Origin of the sequence: Gemmobacter nanjingensis (assembly GCF_014652195.1) — a bacterium.
GTDB lineage: Bacteria > Pseudomonadota > Alphaproteobacteria > Rhodobacterales > Rhodobacteraceae > Gemmobacter > Gemmobacter caeni.
The window spans coordinates 492,237-508,325 of sequence record NZ_BMYI01000002.1; the positions used below are offsets into that span (position 1 = coordinate 492,237).

Here is a 16,089-nt window from a genome sequence, read left to right on the forward strand (position 1 = left end):
GTTGCGGCGCTGTTTTCAAGGCTGCCGGGCTTTGTGCGAAGCCTGGCCGACCTGTCGGATTTTGCGGCAATTCCGCAGCGGCAGGCCTGGCGGCACATGAAAAAATGATCAAATTATTTTTTGCGAGATTTCATGGTCTTGTAAAGATATGTCCATGGTCTGTTCCGGCCTCGCAGGCCGGATATCCGATTTCTCCCCTTTTCTTGTGAGCGGCCCTATGCCAGAAAATCGGGTATAAGGAACAAGCAATTGGCAACAGGCGCCCCAAGGTGCCGGGCCGTTCTGGACAGGGGGCATGATGGAACAGGGGGCTGCACGCGGCCGCTTCAGAAATTCCGAGGCGGCCAACGGGCTTGCGCTCGTATCGCCCACGGCGATCTATGCGATCCTGCTGCTTGCCGCCCCGCTGGCGGCAGTGGTGCTTTATTCTTTGATGGTCGACAGCAAGGTGGGTCTCTCCTCGGGCCTGACCTTCGACAATTACCTGAAGGTCTGGACCGGCCGTATCGACCAGGCGCTGATGATACGGTCGCTGACGGTGTCCAGCGTAGTGACGCTGGTAACGGTGTTGCTGGCCTATCCGGTGGCCTATTTCGTCAGCTTCCATGTGAAGCCGGAACGCAAGTCGATGTGGATCTTCCTGATCACCATTCCGTTCTGGACCTCCTACCTGATCCGCGTCTTCCTGTGGAAGGTGATCCTTGGCTATAACGGCGTGATCAATTCGGGGCTGATGAGCCTTGGTATCATCGGCGAGCCACTGACCATCATCAACTATTCGCTCGGCTCGATGATCATGACGCTGGCCCATGCCTATGCGGCCTTTGCCATCCTGCCGATCTTCGTGAGCCTTGAAAAGATCGACCGCTCGCTTCTGGAAGCCGGGCAGGATCTGGGCGAGTCGAAGCTGATGACCTTCATCCGTGTCACGCTGCCGCTGTCGATGCCAGGTGTCATTGCGGCGGTGCTCATCGTCTTTATCCCGACCATCGGTGACTATGTGACGCCCGAACTGATTGGCGGCGGCAAGCTTCCGATGATTGCCAACCGGATCGAGGCGATCATGCTGAAGCAGAATGACAAGGCGCTGGGATCGGCCATCGCGGTGACCGCCATGCTGATCGTGACCGTGGTATCGGTGGTGTTCCTTCTGCTGAACCGCCGCTTCCTGAGGGGGCAGAGCAAATGAGGAAGAACCCGTCGCTGCGCATTTACGCGCTGGCCTATCTGGCCTTCCTCTATGCACCGATCGTGCTGCTGCCGCTGTTTGCCTTCAACGACAGCCGCGTCATTGCCTTCCCGCTGCAAGGGTTCACGACCAACTGGTTCGCCGAGATGTGGGCGGACAAGACCCTGTTCATCGCCTTCCGCAATTCGCTGACCATCGCGGTTTCGGCGGCGGTGTTTTCCACCATCCTCGGCATCTTCGCGGCCCGCGCCTCGACCCGCTACAAGTTTCCGGGCAAGCCCGGCATCCTGGGCCTGATCATGCTGCCCATGGTGCTGCCGGAAATGATCGTGTCGATGGCGCTGCTGGTCGTGCTGATCGCGATTGGCGTGCCGCTGTCCTTGTTCACCATCATTCTGGGGCATGTGCTGATCTGCACGCCCTTTGCGGTGGCGATCCTGACCTCGGCCTTCCAGTCGCTTGACCGCTCGCTGGAGGAAGCTGCCTATGATCTGGGTGAAACTCCGGCCTCGACCTTCCGGCTGATCATTCTGCCGCTGGTGATGCCTGGCATCATCTCGTCGCTCTTGATCAGCTTCACCATCAGCCTGGATGAATTCATCATCGCCTATTTCCTTGGCGGCAATCAGACCGTGCTGTCGGTCTATATCTTCGGGCAGTTCCGCTTCCCGGCCAAGGTTCCGGCGGTGATGGCGCTTGGCACCATCCTCGTCTGTATCTCCATCGTTCTTCTGACCATCGCTGAATATTTCCGCCGCCGCGGCATCGCAAAATCGGGCGGCAAGGATACCGGAGGCTTCCTGTGACCACGACCGAAAAGCCGAACATGATCGAGTTCCGGGACGTCCATAAATATTATGGCGATTACCACGCCCTGCGCGGGATCAACGCCACGATCAAGGCGGGAGAGTTCTTCTCGCTTCTGGGCCCCTCGGGCTGTGGCAAGACCACGCTGCTGCGCACCATCGCGGGGTTCGAGGATATTTCCTCCGGTGCGGTGCTGATCGACGACAAGAAGATGGACGATGTTCCGGCCAACAAGCGGCCGACCAACATGGTCTTCCAGAGCTACGCCATCTTCCCCCACCTGACGGTCGAGGAAAACGTGGGCTTCGGCCTGCGCCGCGATCCGCGATCAAAGGACGAAAAGGCCAAGGCTGTGGCTGAGGCGCTGGAGATGGTGGGCCTGAAGGGGTACGGCAAACGCGCCGCCCATGCGCTTTCAGGCGGGCAGCGGCAGCGCGTGGCTTTGGCCCGCGCGCTGATCCTCAAGCCCAAGGTACTGCTGCTGGACGAGCCGCTTTCGGCGCTGGACAAGAAAATCCGCGAACAGATGCAGGTTGAACTGATCAAGCTGCAACGCGAGGTCGGCATCACCTTCGTTCTGGTCACCCATGACCAGGAAGAGGCGCTGGTCATGTCGGACCGTATCGCCGTGATGTTCGAGGGACAGATCGCCCAGCTTGCCGACCCGGAAACGCTCTATCGTCGTCCGAACAGCCGGAAGGTGGCGAATTTCATCGGCACGATGAATTTTCTGCCAGCCGAGGTTCTGTCGGAAGGCGCGGGCGGCATCGAGGTGGAGGCGCAGGGCTTCGGCCGCATGACGCTGAGCACCGATCAGGTGATGGCGGGCGAGGCCGGGCAGGGCGCTGTCGTCGGCTTCCGCCCCGAGACGCTGACCATCCTCTACGACAGCCAGACCGCCACCGACCGCGAGGTCATGGGCACCATCGAGGAGGTCGTCTATTTCGGTGACATGACCTATTACGATGTGAAGCTGGATGGCACCACCGAGGCGCTGCGGATTTCGATGCGCAACGTCTTTGGCCGCCCGGTGCTGGAAATCGCCACCCGTGCCCGCGTGGCATGGAGCCCCGGCGCGCTGGTGATGTTCCGCTGATGCGCTTGCAGGCGCGGGACGGCAGTTGGCTGACCCGCGCACGTCTGGACGCCTTGCCGCCGACGCTGATCTTCCACGCTCGCGACAAGCTGGCCGCCACGCTGTGCCGTGGCGGCTTTCGCCTGTTGGGCGCGCTGGCGGATCATGCGGCGGAGGCTGGCTGGGGCGTCGAGGTCGTGCCCTATAGTGCCGAGGGGGCGTCCCTGGCGGTGGCGCAGGGTGGGCATCTGCATGTCTTCATGGAAGACCGGCCGGGATACGCGCCCAACGCCTTTCACTCGGTCCCCGGCTATCTGCGGGGCTACTGGTATTTCGATGAAATCGGCAGTCGCAACAACTCCGGCCACCGGCTGCGTGTCTTTGATGAAAGGCTGGTGGCGGATCGTTTCGCGCAGAAGTTCCATGCGCGACTGGCGGAGCAATTCATCGGCGCCAATTTCTCGAAGTTCCCGCAAGCGGAACGGGGGGAAGATCTGCCTGCGGGCTGCCTTGCGCTGTTCGCGCAGGATTTCAAACCGCCCCGCTTTCACCGCCATTACCTGACAGTGCCGGAACTGGTGGAGGCGGCGATTGCCACAAAGGGCGCCCGCGCGCTTTGTATCAAACCGCATCCGAACAATACGCCCGAGGAGCTGGACTGGCTGCGCGCACGCCATGATCCGGGGCGGGGCATCTATGTCACCGATGCGTCGATCCACGATCTGCTGGCCGTCTGTGCCTGCGTGCTGACCGTCACTTCTGCCGTGGGGTTCGAGGCGTTTCTGCATCGCAAGCCGGTCGTCCTGGCGGGGCAGACCGATTTCGGGCAGAACGCAATCACGCTGACCGATCCGTCGCGACTGGCCGAGGCCATCGCTGCGGCGATGTCACGCGACTGGCCGCATGCGAAATTCCTGACCTGGTTCCTCAGGCAGAATTGTATCGAGGATCACCCCCGCGCCCTGCCGATTGTATTGGAACGCATCCGCGCCAAGGGCTTTCGCATTGGTCAGGATGCCGGTTTCTACTGATCCGGCCGTAACAGGCCAAGTCCACGCAGATAAATCCCGATCCCGGCTTCCAGCAGGTCTTCGGCCGGGAAGGGGCTTTTCGCGCCATTGCCGCGCATGAACAGCTCGACCACGCCGTGACTCATCGCCCAGATATGGGCCGAGAACATCGAGGCCGGGGGGCGCCGGTCGGGCGGCATATGCTCTGACAGATGCGCGGCCGCCCGTTCCAGCACCGACCGCGCCTTGGCAGAGGCCAGCGCGAGGTCCGGGTAAGCCTGCGGCGACAGCCCGCTTTCGAACATCGCCATGTAGTGACCGGGATATTTGCGGGCGAAGGCCAGATAGGCCCGACCCGTCGCCTCGAACGCCGCCAGCGCCGAAGGCTTGCCGTCGTCATAGGCATATTCCATCAGCGCGGCAAAGATCTCATAGCCCTGCCGCGCCACTTCGGCCAGCAGGTCGTCCCGCCCCGCGAAATGGCGGTAGACAGCGGCGGGCGTCACATCCGCCGCCTTTGCCGCTTCCGACAAGGTAAAGCCCTGCGGGCTCTTTTCCGCAATCAGCGCCAGCGACGCCTCGACCAGCGCCTGCCGCAGATTGCCGTGATGATAGCCGCGCTTAGTCATCCGCCCCGTCAGACCACATTTCCGGCCCGCCGCAGATCGCCGGATCGGGCTGGCCGATGGCACCGCGATCCTTGCCCTTGAACTCCAGTGCGTTCAGCACTGTCTGGATTGCCGCGATGCGCGCGCGTTTCTTGTCATCCGACCGGATCACCGTCCAGGGGGCAAAGCCGGTGTGGCTGCGTTCGAAGGTTTCGGCGATCGCCTCGCAATAGGGCTGCCATTTGGTCAGCCCCTCGACGTCGATGGGTGACAGCTTCCATTGTTTCAGCGGGTCGCTTTCCCGGGCGAGCATGCGGCGCAGTTGTTCCGGCTGGCTGACATCCAGCCAGAATTTCAGGAAGGTGATGCCCTCCTGCACGATCATCTGTTCAAATTCCGGCAGTTGACGGAAGAAGCCTTCCTTCTGGTTCTGGGTGCAGAAGCCGAAGACCGGCTCGACAATCGCGCGATTGTACCAACTGCGGTCGAAGATCACCATTTCTCCGGCGGCCGGAAACCAGTCGATATAGCGCTGGAAATACCATTGCGAGCTTTCGCGGTCCGAGGGTTTCGACAGCGCAACAACCTGCGCGCCACGCGGGTTGAGGTTTTCGGTCAGCGCCTTGATGGTGCCGCCCTTGCCCGCCGCGTCGCGGCCCTCAAACACAAGGATCACCCGTTTGCCGGTTGCCTTGATGTCGGATTGCAGGCGTACGAGCTGCGGTTGCAGCGCCTCCATCCGCGCCTCGTAGTCCTTCTTCGAGATTTCCTCGCGGTAGGCATAGCCCTTTGACAGAATGTCATTCTTGCCGCCCTGTTCAATGGCCTTGCGCACCGATTTCGGGGCGTCTTCCTTAAAATAGCGGCTGATCGCGCCGTCGAAGGGCAGGTCCATCACAGTCTCCACGGATACCGAACTCTGGGTTACTCTAGGCGCAGGCCCGCACGGGCCGCAAGGCGCATCACGGCGGCCTCGACAGCCTCGGGGTGGGTCTGGTGCGGCATATGGCCAAGGCCGGGCAGCAGGGTGACCGCCGCATCGGGCAACAGGGCTGCCAGCGGCCCGGCATGGACATGGGCCGGCACGATTGTATCGGCGTCACCATGCAGGATTTCTACAGGCGCGCCAATTGTATGGTACTGTGGTTGCATGGCCCTGATCTGCGGCAGCAGCGCATTCACCTGACGCGCATTGCGGGCCAGTGTGTCGCGGCGCAGCAGAAGCCCGACACCGGCGGCCTTGGAATAGCCGGGCGGCGGCTGTTGCGGCAGGAAGGTGGCCGCGATGCTGCGGTCGATCTGGCGGGCTGGCACGAAAGCGCTGACCAGCGGAATGACCAGCGCACGGCCCATGCCAGAGGCGGTCAGCCGGTACCAGGAGCCGAGCCCGCCCTCCCACGGCATCGCGGCCCCAGCCAGCATCAGCACCCCGGACACCTGTGCCTGCAACGCCCAGGCCAGCGCCACCGCGCCGCCGTAGGAATGGCCGAGCACCAGTGGCCGGGCGACGCCCGCGCTTTCCGCCGCCAGCCGCATCAGGCGCGCCTGTTCCCCCGGCGTATCTTCCGGCACAGGATCTGACCAGCCGAGGCCGGGCCGGTCAATCAGCGTGATGCGAAACCGCCCCGCCAGACGCGGCGCCAGGTCCATGGCGAACTCGCGCAGGTTGGCGCTGGCTCCATGGATCATCACCAGATCGGGACCGCTGCCCATCTGCAACAGATGCAGTCTGTGGCCTTCCAAGGTCACCAGCCGCCCCAGGGGGGGAAAGGCCGCCTTACGCCGTGCCTCGCGCCGGGCGGCACGGCGGCGGGTGCCAAAGGCCCCGAAAGCCGCCAGCGCCCCCCCGGCGATCAGGCTTTCAAGCACCGATCTCCTCCGGCTTGAACGGCGTGGTCTGATAGATCTCGTTGATCCAGTTGCCGTAAAGCAGATGCGCATGGCTGCGCCAGCGGTTCAGCGGCGGACGGGAGGGATCGTCGTCGGGGTAGTAGTTCATCGGCACGTTGATCGGCGTGCCCTGCGCCACGTCGCGGTCGTATTCCTGTTTCAGCGTGTCGCTGTCATATTCGAAATGGTTGAAGATATAGAGCGCGCGATGCGCCGGGTCTTCAACCAGACAGGGGCCGACCTCGTCAGAGCCAAGCAGGGTCCGCAAGGCCGGGCGCGCCGCTACCTCGGGCTGCCGGATCTCGGTCCAGCGGCTGACCGGGATGACGAAATCATCCGAGAACCCGCGCAGATAGGGCGAGGCGGGGGCAAGGTTGCGGTGCCGGAAGCAGCCGAAGGCCTTGTGATCCAGAATATGTTTCTGCACGCCGTGGAAGTGGTAGATCATCGCCATGCCACCCCAGCAGACGCCGAAGGTGGAATGCACATGGGTTTGCGTCCAGGCAAAGACCCGGCGCAATTCTTCCCAATAGGTCACCTCGTCGAAGGGCAGATGTTCGATGGGCGCGCCAGTGATGATCAGGCCGTCAAACTTCTCGCCGGTCTCCTCCACTTCGGAGAACGGGCGGTAGAAGGTTTCCATATGTTCGGCGGCGGTGTTCTTCGTCTGATGTTCGCTCATGCGGATCAGCTGAAAGTCGATCTGCAAGGGCGTCGCGCCGATCAGCCGGGCGAACTGGTTCTCGGTCTGGATCTTCTTGGGCATCAGGTTCAGCAGGCCGATGCGCAGGGGGCGGATGTCCTGACGCGCGGCGCGCTCAGGGCTCATGACCATGATGCCCTCGCGGCTCAGCACATCGAAGGCGGGCAGGGTTTCAGGCAGGGTAATCGGCATGTCTTTCTCCGTTCGGCGGAGCAGTTATGTGCGCGGGGCGCGCGCTTCAATGGCCCTGGCGATCAGGTCGATGAAACCCGCCTCGTCGCGCACCTCGGCGACCTCTTCGGCGGTGACCGTCACACCCCAGTCGGCCATGGCGGCATATCGGGGCTGGCGATGGGCAAGAGCCTGGGCATAGGTCCAGCGGACAAAGGCGTCCGGGTCGACCTGCATGGCATCCTCGCCCGTCATGCTGCGGTATTCGTCCCACATTCGTTCCAGAAAATGCGGCTGGTAATACATGGGCTTGGGTGCCCGGTCGAAGCGGCGGACCAGTTCGGCCGTATGAGCATCAGACCCCTTGATCCAGACCATCAGCAGGTTCTGCGACAGCGCCGTCATCACGGGATCGGCCGGGTTCCACGGGTCCACCACCTCGCAGATCGAGCCGCCGGAATCGCAGACGAAATCGCCGTAGCCATAGATGTCATCGGCGCGGTCGATGAAACGCATGGTATCCAGAAGCGCCGCCACCTCGGCCTCGCGGTGCTGGTCCTGCCGGCGCATGTATTCGGCAAAGGGCAGGCCGCCTTTCGCCGGATTGCCGGGCTTGCCAAGGTAGGTGGACAGCGGGGCGAGGTTATCAAAGGTGATGTTCGAGGCGATATAGACGGAATCCGTCAGCAGCAGTTCCCGCAGGAACGGCACTTTCATCGCTTCACGTTTGAAGTTGTCGGCGATGAATTCGCCCATGTAGCGGGTGCCGATCCGGTAGTCGATGGAGTAATGGAACCAGCCGCCCGCACCGCGCAGCATCGAAGACAGATGCGTCTTGCCAAGGCCCGACATGCCGAACATCAGCACGCGCCGCCGCTCTGCCTTTCGCCAGTCCTGTGCCGAGCCGTAGATCATTCCAACCGCCTTCGCTTGATCCTTGCCGTCTTCCTAACGCGGGGCGAAACCGGATACACGCGAAAAAGAAAGCCCCGCAACGGGTGCGGGGCTTTCCGGTCGGGATGATCCGGTGATCAGAAGGTAAAGCCGACCTTCACACCGACGGCGATGGCGGTGTTGTCGCGCATATTGGCGCGGGCCACATCGGGCGTGCCGGTTTCCGGGTCCGCATCGCCAAGGCGCAGGTAACGGGCGCCCATGGTCACCTTCATGTTGTCACGGGTATAGACCGCCGCGACACCAATCCCCTTGTAGCCATTCGTCGGCGCCAGCGGCGACACGAGCTTGCTGCCACCCGGCTCCCACGTCGCGAAGATCGACCCCGACCAGTTTTCATTGAACCGGCGCCCGACGCCCAGCGTGTAGGTGGTGGTGTCTTCCAGATCGGTCAGACTGCCTGCGGTGGGGCCGAAGAAGGTGCTCGGCGCCACCTGAAAATCGCTCCAGTCCACCCAGCGGACCGAACCGAAGACCAGGGTATCCTTGGCGACGCCGGTCTGGAAATCGAGGTTCACGGCCTGCGGCGTATCGGTTTCGGTGATGGCGGCCACCGTGGCCGCGCCCGCCGCTGCCGCAGCACCGCCGGGCAGGGTTTCGACCGAGTCGAACTTGTGGCTGATCTTCGAGAAGTAGGTCAGCGCGACACGCAGCGCGATTTCCGGTTTTTCATAGGCCGCGCCAATGACATAGCCCGCGGCCCAGTCATCGGCCAGATCGACGGAATAGCCATTGAGCGAGCGATAGGTCGTCGGGTCCGCCGGGTTGAAAGCCGGGCCATAGGCCAGCCCCTTCAGCGTCACATGCCCCGAAGCCTTGGAAGCCCGAACACCGCCATGGACCGAGAAATTCTCGTTGAACTTGTAGCGCAGCAGGGCGGTCAGGCCCTGGCTGTTCACCTTCGCCTCGGTACCGCCCAGCATCACCGATTGCGCAGGATCATACAGGATGTCTGCCCCATAAGCCTGATCGTAGATCAGGGCGCCCGACAGCTTGTCATTGAAGTCGTATTTGAGGGCGAGTCCGGGCAGGCTGTGCTTGTCAGCCACGCTGCCGGTCGGACGGCCACCATAGATTGCCAGATCGTTGCCCGTCACGCTCGGGTTGATCTGACCATAGCTCAGTTCGACGTAGTTGCCTGTCTCGAAAATCACGCCGATCGGCTGCCCCGAACGGTCAATTCCCCCGGCCTGCGCCGCGCCTGCGCAGGCGGCCAGAGCCGCAACAGATGTCATGATGCTTTTCATGACGTCCTCCCCTCATTCCTGAAACCCGGCCGCATCCTCCGCCGGTTGACTGAAAGCCTAGGGTGTGCCGGGCTTTTCGGTCAATCAATGACGCCACGTCAGGGATTCGTTACGTTACGATGTGACAAATTAGCGCGGGTGGCCGCCCGGATGTTCAAAAGATTTGCGCCCAGAATGATCAGGCCGCCAACCAGAACCCAGGCGTCAAGCGCTTCGTGATACAGCGCCATACCGACCAGTGCGATGATCGGGAGGCGGGCAAAATCAACTGGCACGACGACCGAGGCAGAGGCCAGCGACAGCGCCTTGGTCAGACACAGATGCGCAACGACGCCACAGGCACCGATCAGCACGAGCCAGGGCAGGGTGGCCTGGGTCGGCAGGGCAATCTGGCCATCCATCCCGGCGGCCGCGAGGCCCAGCCCGGTCTGCATCAGTGTGAGCCAGAACAGGATCGACACGAGGCTTTCATTGCGCGTCAACTGTTTCGTCATGATGACCGATCCGGCAAAGCCGATGGCCGAAGCGGCGGCAGCCACCACGCCCGGATTGAGCGCCCCGAAATCCGGCCGCGCCACGATCAGTGCGCCCGCAAAACCAAGTCCCGCTGCCAGCGCGCGCACCGGGGTCAGCTTTTCTCCAAGGAACAGAGGTGACAGCAGCACGACCCAAAGCGGCGAGGTAAACTCCAGTGCGAAGACCTGCGCCAGCGGAATGCTGGTCAGCGCCCAGAACCACAGGTTCTGCCCGGTGAAATGCGAGATGTTGCGGGCCAGATGCAGCGGCAGGCGCCTGGTCTGCACCTCGCCCAGCCGACCGAACAACGCCGCCCCCCCGACCACGAGCACAATGCCGGTGACCGAGCGCCAGAGCATGATCTCGAACGTGTCATGCACCCCGGCTACGGCCCGGCCGGCGATGGCCATGGCCGTAAACGACAGGATCGAGCCGATCATCCAGATCGCCGCCTTCAGCGGTTGTTGCTGCTGCATCGCCCGTTCCTCCCCGTCGCGCCGCAAAGTGGTGGCGCGCGGCGGGGGGAATGTCCAGCCCTGCGAACCGGATCAGTCGCCGATTTCCTCGATGCGGAAATCGCGCAGGATGCCGCGCGTGGCGGCAAACCACGCGCTGTCGCGGGTGCGGGTCTGATGGGCGTCGAAGGCCGCACGGTCGCGGAAGCTTTCCATCACCTCGAAAACGAAGGGATCGTCGGTTTCCGCGATCTCGAAGCTCAGACAGCCGGGCTCGGCCCGCGTCAGCGCAACATGGTCCGCCACATGCGCCAGCACGGCCGCGCGTTCGGTATCGCTGACACAGACGAGTTGGCCCCGAAGACGGATCATTCCAGTTCGATCGTCCCCGGCGGTTTCGAGGTGCAGTCGTAGAACACCCGGTTCACGCCCTTGACCTCGTTGATGATCCGCGTCGCGGTTTCCCCAAGGAAATCGTGGGTGAAGGGATAGTAATCGGCGGTCATGCCATCAACGCTGGTCACGGCGCGCAGGCCCACGGCGTAATCATAGGTGCGCCCGTCGCCCATCACGCCGACGGTGCGCATCGGCAGAATGGCAGCGAAGGCCTGCCAGATTTCATCGTAAAGCCCGTGCTTGCGGATCTGGTCGATATAGACCGCATCGGCGCGGCGCAGGATTTCCAGCTTGTCGCGGGTGATCTCGCCGGGGCAGCGGATGGCGAGGCCGGGGCCGGGGAAGGGGTGGCGGCCGATGAATTTGGCGGGCAGGCCAAGTTCGCGACCCAGCGCGCGCACCTCGTCCTTGAACAGCTCGCGCAGCGGCTCCACCAGCTTCATGCCCATTTTCTCGGGCAGGCCGCCGACATTGTGGTGCGATTTGATCGTGACCGAGGGGCCGCCGCTGAACGACACCGATTCGATGACATCGGGGTAAAGCGTGCCCTGGGCCAGGAAATCAGCGCCGCCGATGGCCTTGGCATGTTTCTCGAATACTTCGATGAACAGCCGCCCGATGGTCTTGCGCTTCACCTCGGGGTCGGACACGCCTTCCAGCGCGCCGAGGAACAGATCGGATTCGTCGGCATGGATGAGCGGCAGGTTGTAGGCCTCGCGGAACATCGTCACGACTTCCTCGGCCTCGTTCAGCCGCATCAGCCCGTGATCGACGAACACACAGGTCAGTTGCTCGCCAATGGCCTCATGGATCAGGATCGCGGCGACAGAGCTGTCAACGCCCCCCGAAAGCGCGCAGATCACCTTGCGGTCGCCGACCTGATCACGGATCTTCTGGATCGCATCCTCGCGGTAGGAGGCCATGGTCCAGTCGCCGGTGAAGCCCGCCAGACGCACGAAATTCTCGTAGAGTTTCGCGCCTTTCGGGGTGTGATGCACCTCGGGGTGGAACTGCACGGCATAGAAGTTTCGCGACACATCGGCGGTAATGGCGAAGGGCGCATTGGGCGAGGTGCCATAGACCTGAAAGCCCGGCGCGATTTTCGACACATGGTCGCCATGCGACATCCAGACCTGTTCGGGGCCTTCCGCGAACCAGCCCTCCAGCAGCGGCAGCCGGTCGTCCGTCGGGGTAACCCTGGCGCGGCCGAATTCGGCGGTGCCATGGCCACCTTCGACATGGCCGCCAAGGCAGTGCATCATCACCTGCTGGCCATAGCAAATGCCGAGGATCGGCACGCCAAGATCGAACACGCCCGCCGGAGGCATCGGCGCGCCTTCGGCATAGACCGAGGCGGGGCCGCCCGAGAAGATCACCGCTTTCGGTGCGAACTCCCTCAGGAAGGCCTCGTTCACGCGGTTGAACGGGTGGATTTCACAATAGACTTTCAGCTCGCGCAGGCGCCGCGCGATAAGCTGCGTGACCTGGCTGCCGAAGTCGATGATCAGGAGGCGTTGATGCGGATGTGTCATGGCCGGGAATTAGCTTTGCAGGGCCAGAATCGCAAGGCGGAATCGCCTGTGACGGGTGGCGGAACGCGGGGGTTTCACACCCCCGCACCCCCGTGGGATATTTGTGCCAGGATAAAGGGCGGTTGTCGGCGGGACGACAGGGCCGGATGTCGTTTTTGGGACGGATGCGACGCAAACAGGGGGCGGCCGGGCGCGGCTTGGCGGCATATAGGGGCAAGATCGGCGCGCGGGGTCGCGCATTTCGGAGGTTTGAACATGAGCGATGTGGCAACGGCAGGGCGTCGGGCACGCGGCGGTGGCGGCGGGGCGGCACGGCGCGCCGAGCGGACAGGGATCAGCTTCGATACCGCGCGCTTCATCAGCCGCAACATTCCGAATTTCGAGATCCTGAACGAAGAAGCACTTCAGATCATCGAATGGAATGCCGAAACCGTTCTGGAAGAGATCGGTGTCAACTTCCTGGAAAACCCCGGCGCGCTGGCGTTGTGGAAGGCGGCAGGCGCCGATGTGCGCGGCGAGCGCGTGCATATCCCGCGCGGTCTGGCCCGCAAGCTTTGCGCCACCGCCCCGTCGAGCTTTACCCAGCATGCCCGCAACCCCGAGCGCAATGTGGAAATCGGCGGCAAGTCGCTGGTGCTGGCGCCGGTTTACGGCCCGCCCTTCGTGCGCGACCGTGAGGGTGGCCGCCGCTATGCGACCATCGAGGATTTCCGCAATTTCGTGAAGCTGGGTTATATGTCGAAATGGCTGCACCACAGCGGCGGCACGGTTTGCGAACCGACCGACGTGGCGGTGAACAAGCGTCACCTCGACATGCTGCACGCCCATATGACGCTGTCGGACAAGCCTTTCATGGGCTCTGTGACCGAGCCGGTGCGTGCGGCGGATTCGGTCGAAATGGCGAAAATCCTGTTCGGGTCGGATTTCGTCGACCAGAACACCGTGATGACCAGCCTCATCAACATCAACAGCCCGCTGACCTTTGACAGCGTGATGATGGGGGCGCTGGAGGTTTACGCCAAGGCCGGGCAGGCCGCGATCATTTCGCCCTTCATCGTGGGTGGTGCCATGGCGCCCGTTACGGTGGCAGGCACGCTGACGCAGGTTCTGGCCGAGGTTCTGGCGGGCGTGGCCTACAGCCAGCTGATCCGTCCCGGCGCGCCGGTGATCTTTGGCGCCTTCGTGACCTCGATCGACATGAACTCGGGCGCGCCGACCTTCGGGACGCCGGAAGCCGCGCATATCACCTATGGCGCGGGCCAGCTCGCGCGGCGTCTGGGGCTGCCCTACCGTTCGGGCGGGTCGTTCTGCGGCTCGAAACTGCCGGATGCGCAGGCGGCTTACGAGACCTCGAACAGCCTGAACATGGCGCTGCTGGCGGGCGTGAACTTCATGCTGCACGCCTGCGGCTGGCTCGAAGGCGGCCTGGTTTCCAGCTACGAGAAATTCGTGATGGATGCCGACCAGCTTGGCACGCTGCACCATCTGGCGAAGGGCGTCTCGGTGGACGAAAACGGGCAGGGGATGGATGCGATCCGCGAGGTCGGTCCGGGCGGCCATTACCTCGGCTGCGCCCATACCCAGGCGAATTTCAAGACCGCTTTCTGGCGCTCGGACCTGCTGGACTACAAGCCCTTCGAGACCTGGGACGAGGAAGGCGCCCGCGACACCGAGCAACTGGCCTCGGAACGGGTGAAGAAGCTGCTGGGCGATTATCAGGCCCCGGCGCTGGACGAGGGCATCCGCGAGGCGCTGGACGCCTATGTCGCGCAGAAGAAGGCGGCCGAGCCGGACGCTTTCATCTGATCGTCGCGAAATGTGAAACGATGAAGGGCCGCCCGGCACGGGGCGGCCCTTTTGCCATCTGTCGGCCGGTCAGATCGATTGTTGCGGGCGTGGCAACAGGTGCAATTCCGACATCAGCGCAATCAATACCTCGATATGTTGGTTCAGCGAATAGCTGGCATCGCCCGCGCGGCGGATGCTTTCCAGCCGCTCCTCTTCGTCGATCAGCCGGGGCAGGGTCTTTTCCGGGCCCAGTGGCTTGTCCTGACGCAACAACCGTTTCAGATCCCGGTCGCGGCGGTAATCCGTCATCCCGTAGCGGGCGGCGCGGATCAGAAGGCGCGGGCGGCGCAGGTCGGCAAGCAGGGCGCGGAAATCGGTCATGGCAGTCTCCCGTGTTCGATCTGGAAACAATGACACGGCGCAACCTCGCGTTGCGTCATCGCCGGAGTCACCGCGCGGAAGCCGCAGCTTTTGTTCATGGATCGTAAACAATTATCCGGCTCATCCCGGCGTTGGCGCTTTTGTTAACGAACGGGTAACCAAAGCCACCCACGGTTGCATATGTCCAAGAACGGGGCAGGTGGCCGGGGGCGGGCCACAGGACAAAGAGCATGGAACCGAACCTGAGTGCCGATTTCACCCTACCCGCATGGCTGCCGGATGCCGTGCGGCTGTATCTCGACCACACCGAGGACGGGTTGTCGTTGCGGCAACTGGCACGGCGCGAGGGGCTTGCAGCCTCGACCGTCATGCGTCAGGTGCGCCGCTACGAGGCGCGGCGCGATGATCCGCTGGTGGACGAGGCGCTGGCCGCACTGGCGCGGGCGCAGGGGGCTGGTTCCGTAACCCCGGACCCCGACAGAAAGGACGCCCCCGAGATGACCGCCCCGATCCGCCCGACCCCCGTCACACTGGATGAAGCCGGGATCGACCGCGAGGCGCGGCGCGTGCTGCGCCGTATGGCAGAACCCGGCGCCGTCATGGCCATCGCCCCTGAAATGCAAAAGGCTGCTGTCCTGCGCACGGGGCGGGATGGCAAGATGGTGCAGACGGCGGTTCTGGACCGGGCGGTGGCACAGGCCTTCGCGCTGAAAGACTGGATCGGTGTGCGTAAGCAGGGACGGCTGACCAGTTACGAGATCACCACCCAGGGCCGCGCGGCGCTGAAACGGCTGGTGGAGGAGGAGGATCGCCGCCGTCAGGCGCATCACGGCGTCTTTGGTCTGGCCGAAGCTGCCGCAGCCTTTGGCACTGCCGATCCTGTGGAGGCCGAAGGTGGCGCGGCGGCGCGGCGCCTGCGTTATACCCTGACTGAAAGCCCGGTCGCGGTTCTGGCACGACGGCGCGACAAGGATGGCCGCGCCTTTCTGGAGCCGGAACTGGTGCAGGCGGCGGAACGCCTGCGCGAGGATTTCGAACTGGCCCAGATCGGCGGGCGCATCCCGCAGGGCTGGGATGGGTTCCTGCCTGCCGGCGAGATGGTCGAGCCCCGTCCGGGCTCAGCTGCGCCGCTGGCGGCGCGGGATCGCGTGGCGCTTGCCCTGCGCGATCTGGGGCCGGGGCTGGGCGACGTCGCGCTGCGGGTCTGCTGCCATCTGGAAGGGCTGGAGGTCGCGGAAAAGCGCATGGGCTGGGCCGCGCGCTCGGGCAAGATCGTACTGCGGATCGCACTGCAACGGCTGCGTCGGCATTATGATGAAACCTATGGCCGCGCCGGTCCGCTGATCGGATAAGGCGGCCCCGCGCAG

The 16,089-nt window shown here is 63.5% G+C and carries 16 protein-coding genes; 6 read left to right on the plus strand and 10 right to left on the minus strand.

Annotated elements, in window-relative coordinates; all coding sequences use genetic code 11:
- Positions 1–298: 298 nt before the first annotated feature.
- Genes IE126_RS07390 through IE126_RS07405 form a run of 4 tightly spaced genes read left to right on the plus strand, consistent with a single transcriptional unit; the run spans position 299 to position 4,102 of the window.
- Entirely contained in the window at positions 299–1,189 is an 891-nt protein-coding gene (locus IE126_RS07390) for an ABC transporter permease (RefSeq protein ID WP_054303713.1), read from the plus strand.
- Entirely contained in the window at positions 1,186–1,995 is an 810-nt protein-coding gene (locus IE126_RS07395; protein ID WP_054303539.1) for an ABC transporter permease, read from the plus strand. The genes IE126_RS07390 and IE126_RS07395 overlap by 4 nt, the downstream gene beginning before the upstream one ends.
- Positions 1,992–3,092 carry an ABC transporter ATP-binding protein gene (locus IE126_RS07400; protein ID WP_189380593.1) on the plus strand — a complete coding sequence of 367 codons (1,101 nt, stop codon included), beginning with the start codon at positions 1,992–1,994 and terminating at the stop codon, positions 3,090–3,092. The genes IE126_RS07395 and IE126_RS07400 overlap by 4 nt, the downstream gene beginning before the upstream one ends.
- The gene (locus IE126_RS07405; RefSeq protein ID WP_189380594.1) at positions 3,092–4,102 is read left to right on the plus strand and encodes a capsular polysaccharide export protein, LipB/KpsS family; all 1,011 of its coding nucleotides are present in this window, start codon (positions 3,092–3,094) and stop codon (positions 4,100–4,102) included. Before IE126_RS07400 ends, IE126_RS07405 begins: the two co-directional genes overlap by 1 nt.
- Here the strand turns inward: IE126_RS07405 and IE126_RS07410 are convergent.
- From IE126_RS07410 to guaA, 9 genes are all read right to left on the minus strand, one after another.
- Positions 4,096–4,710, minus strand: coding sequence for a TetR/AcrR family transcriptional regulator (locus tag IE126_RS07410; RefSeq protein ID WP_189380595.1), 615 nt, complete (start codon positions 4,708–4,710; stop codon positions 4,096–4,098). The two genes, IE126_RS07405 and IE126_RS07410, sit on opposite strands and share 7 nt — an antisense overlap.
- Positions 4,703–5,584, minus strand: coding sequence for a polyphosphate kinase 2 (ppk2, locus tag IE126_RS07415; RefSeq protein ID WP_189380596.1), 882 nt, complete (start codon positions 5,582–5,584; stop codon positions 4,703–4,705). The genes IE126_RS07410 and ppk2 overlap by 8 nt, the downstream gene beginning before the upstream one ends.
- Positions 5,585–5,613: 29 nt before the next feature.
- Entirely contained in the window at positions 5,614–6,558 is a 945-nt protein-coding gene (locus tag IE126_RS07420; RefSeq protein WP_229825301.1) for an alpha/beta fold hydrolase, read from the minus strand.
- Entirely contained in the window at positions 6,551–7,474 is a 924-nt protein-coding gene (gene metA / locus IE126_RS07425) for a homoserine O-acetyltransferase MetA (RefSeq protein WP_054303544.1), read from the minus strand. Before metA ends, IE126_RS07420 begins: the two co-directional genes overlap by 8 nt.
- Positions 7,475–7,498: 24 nt before the next feature.
- Positions 7,499–8,368, minus strand: a complete 870-nt coding sequence (locus IE126_RS07430; RefSeq protein ID WP_189380598.1) for an ATPase — start codon at positions 8,366–8,368, stop codon at positions 7,499–7,501.
- A 116-nt stretch (positions 8,369–8,484) separates the two neighbouring features.
- Positions 8,485–9,654 (minus strand): OmpP1/FadL family transporter, encoded by a 1,170-nt coding sequence (locus IE126_RS07435; RefSeq protein ID WP_054303546.1) that lies wholly within the window; start codon positions 9,652–9,654, stop codon positions 8,485–8,487.
- A 98-nt stretch (positions 9,655–9,752) separates the two neighbouring features.
- The gene (locus IE126_RS07440; RefSeq protein ID WP_189380599.1) at positions 9,753–10,646 is read right to left on the minus strand and encodes a DMT family transporter; all 894 of its coding nucleotides are present in this window, start codon (positions 10,644–10,646) and stop codon (positions 9,753–9,755) included.
- Positions 10,647–10,718: 72 nt separating this feature from the next.
- Entirely contained in the window at positions 10,719–10,997 is a 279-nt protein-coding gene (locus IE126_RS07445; RefSeq protein ID WP_189380600.1) for a putative quinol monooxygenase, read from the minus strand.
- Positions 10,994–12,553, minus strand: a complete 1,560-nt coding sequence (gene guaA, locus IE126_RS07450) for a glutamine-hydrolyzing GMP synthase (protein WP_054303549.1) — start codon at positions 12,551–12,553, stop codon at positions 10,994–10,996. The genes IE126_RS07445 and guaA overlap by 4 nt, the downstream gene beginning before the upstream one ends.
- Positions 12,554–12,808: 255 nt before the next feature.
- On the opposite strand from guaA, the gene IE126_RS07455 reads away from it, so the two are divergent.
- Positions 12,809–14,359 carry a trimethylamine methyltransferase family protein gene (locus IE126_RS07455; protein WP_189380601.1) on the plus strand — a complete coding sequence of 517 codons (1,551 nt, stop codon included), beginning with the start codon at positions 12,809–12,811 and terminating at the stop codon, positions 14,357–14,359.
- A 69-nt stretch (positions 14,360–14,428) separates the two neighbouring features.
- Here IE126_RS07455 and IE126_RS07460 read toward each other — a convergent pair whose 3' ends face one another.
- Positions 14,429–14,722: a DUF6477 family protein gene (locus IE126_RS07460; protein WP_108126786.1), complete on the minus strand. Its 294-nt coding sequence runs from the start codon at positions 14,720–14,722 to the stop codon at positions 14,429–14,431.
- Positions 14,723–14,952: 230 nt separating this feature from the next.
- On the opposite strand from IE126_RS07460, the gene IE126_RS07465 reads away from it, so the two are divergent.
- Positions 14,953–16,074 (plus strand): DUF6456 domain-containing protein, encoded by a 1,122-nt coding sequence (locus IE126_RS07465; RefSeq protein ID WP_189380602.1) that lies wholly within the window; start codon positions 14,953–14,955, stop codon positions 16,072–16,074.
- Positions 16,075–16,089 lie beyond the last annotated feature (15 nt).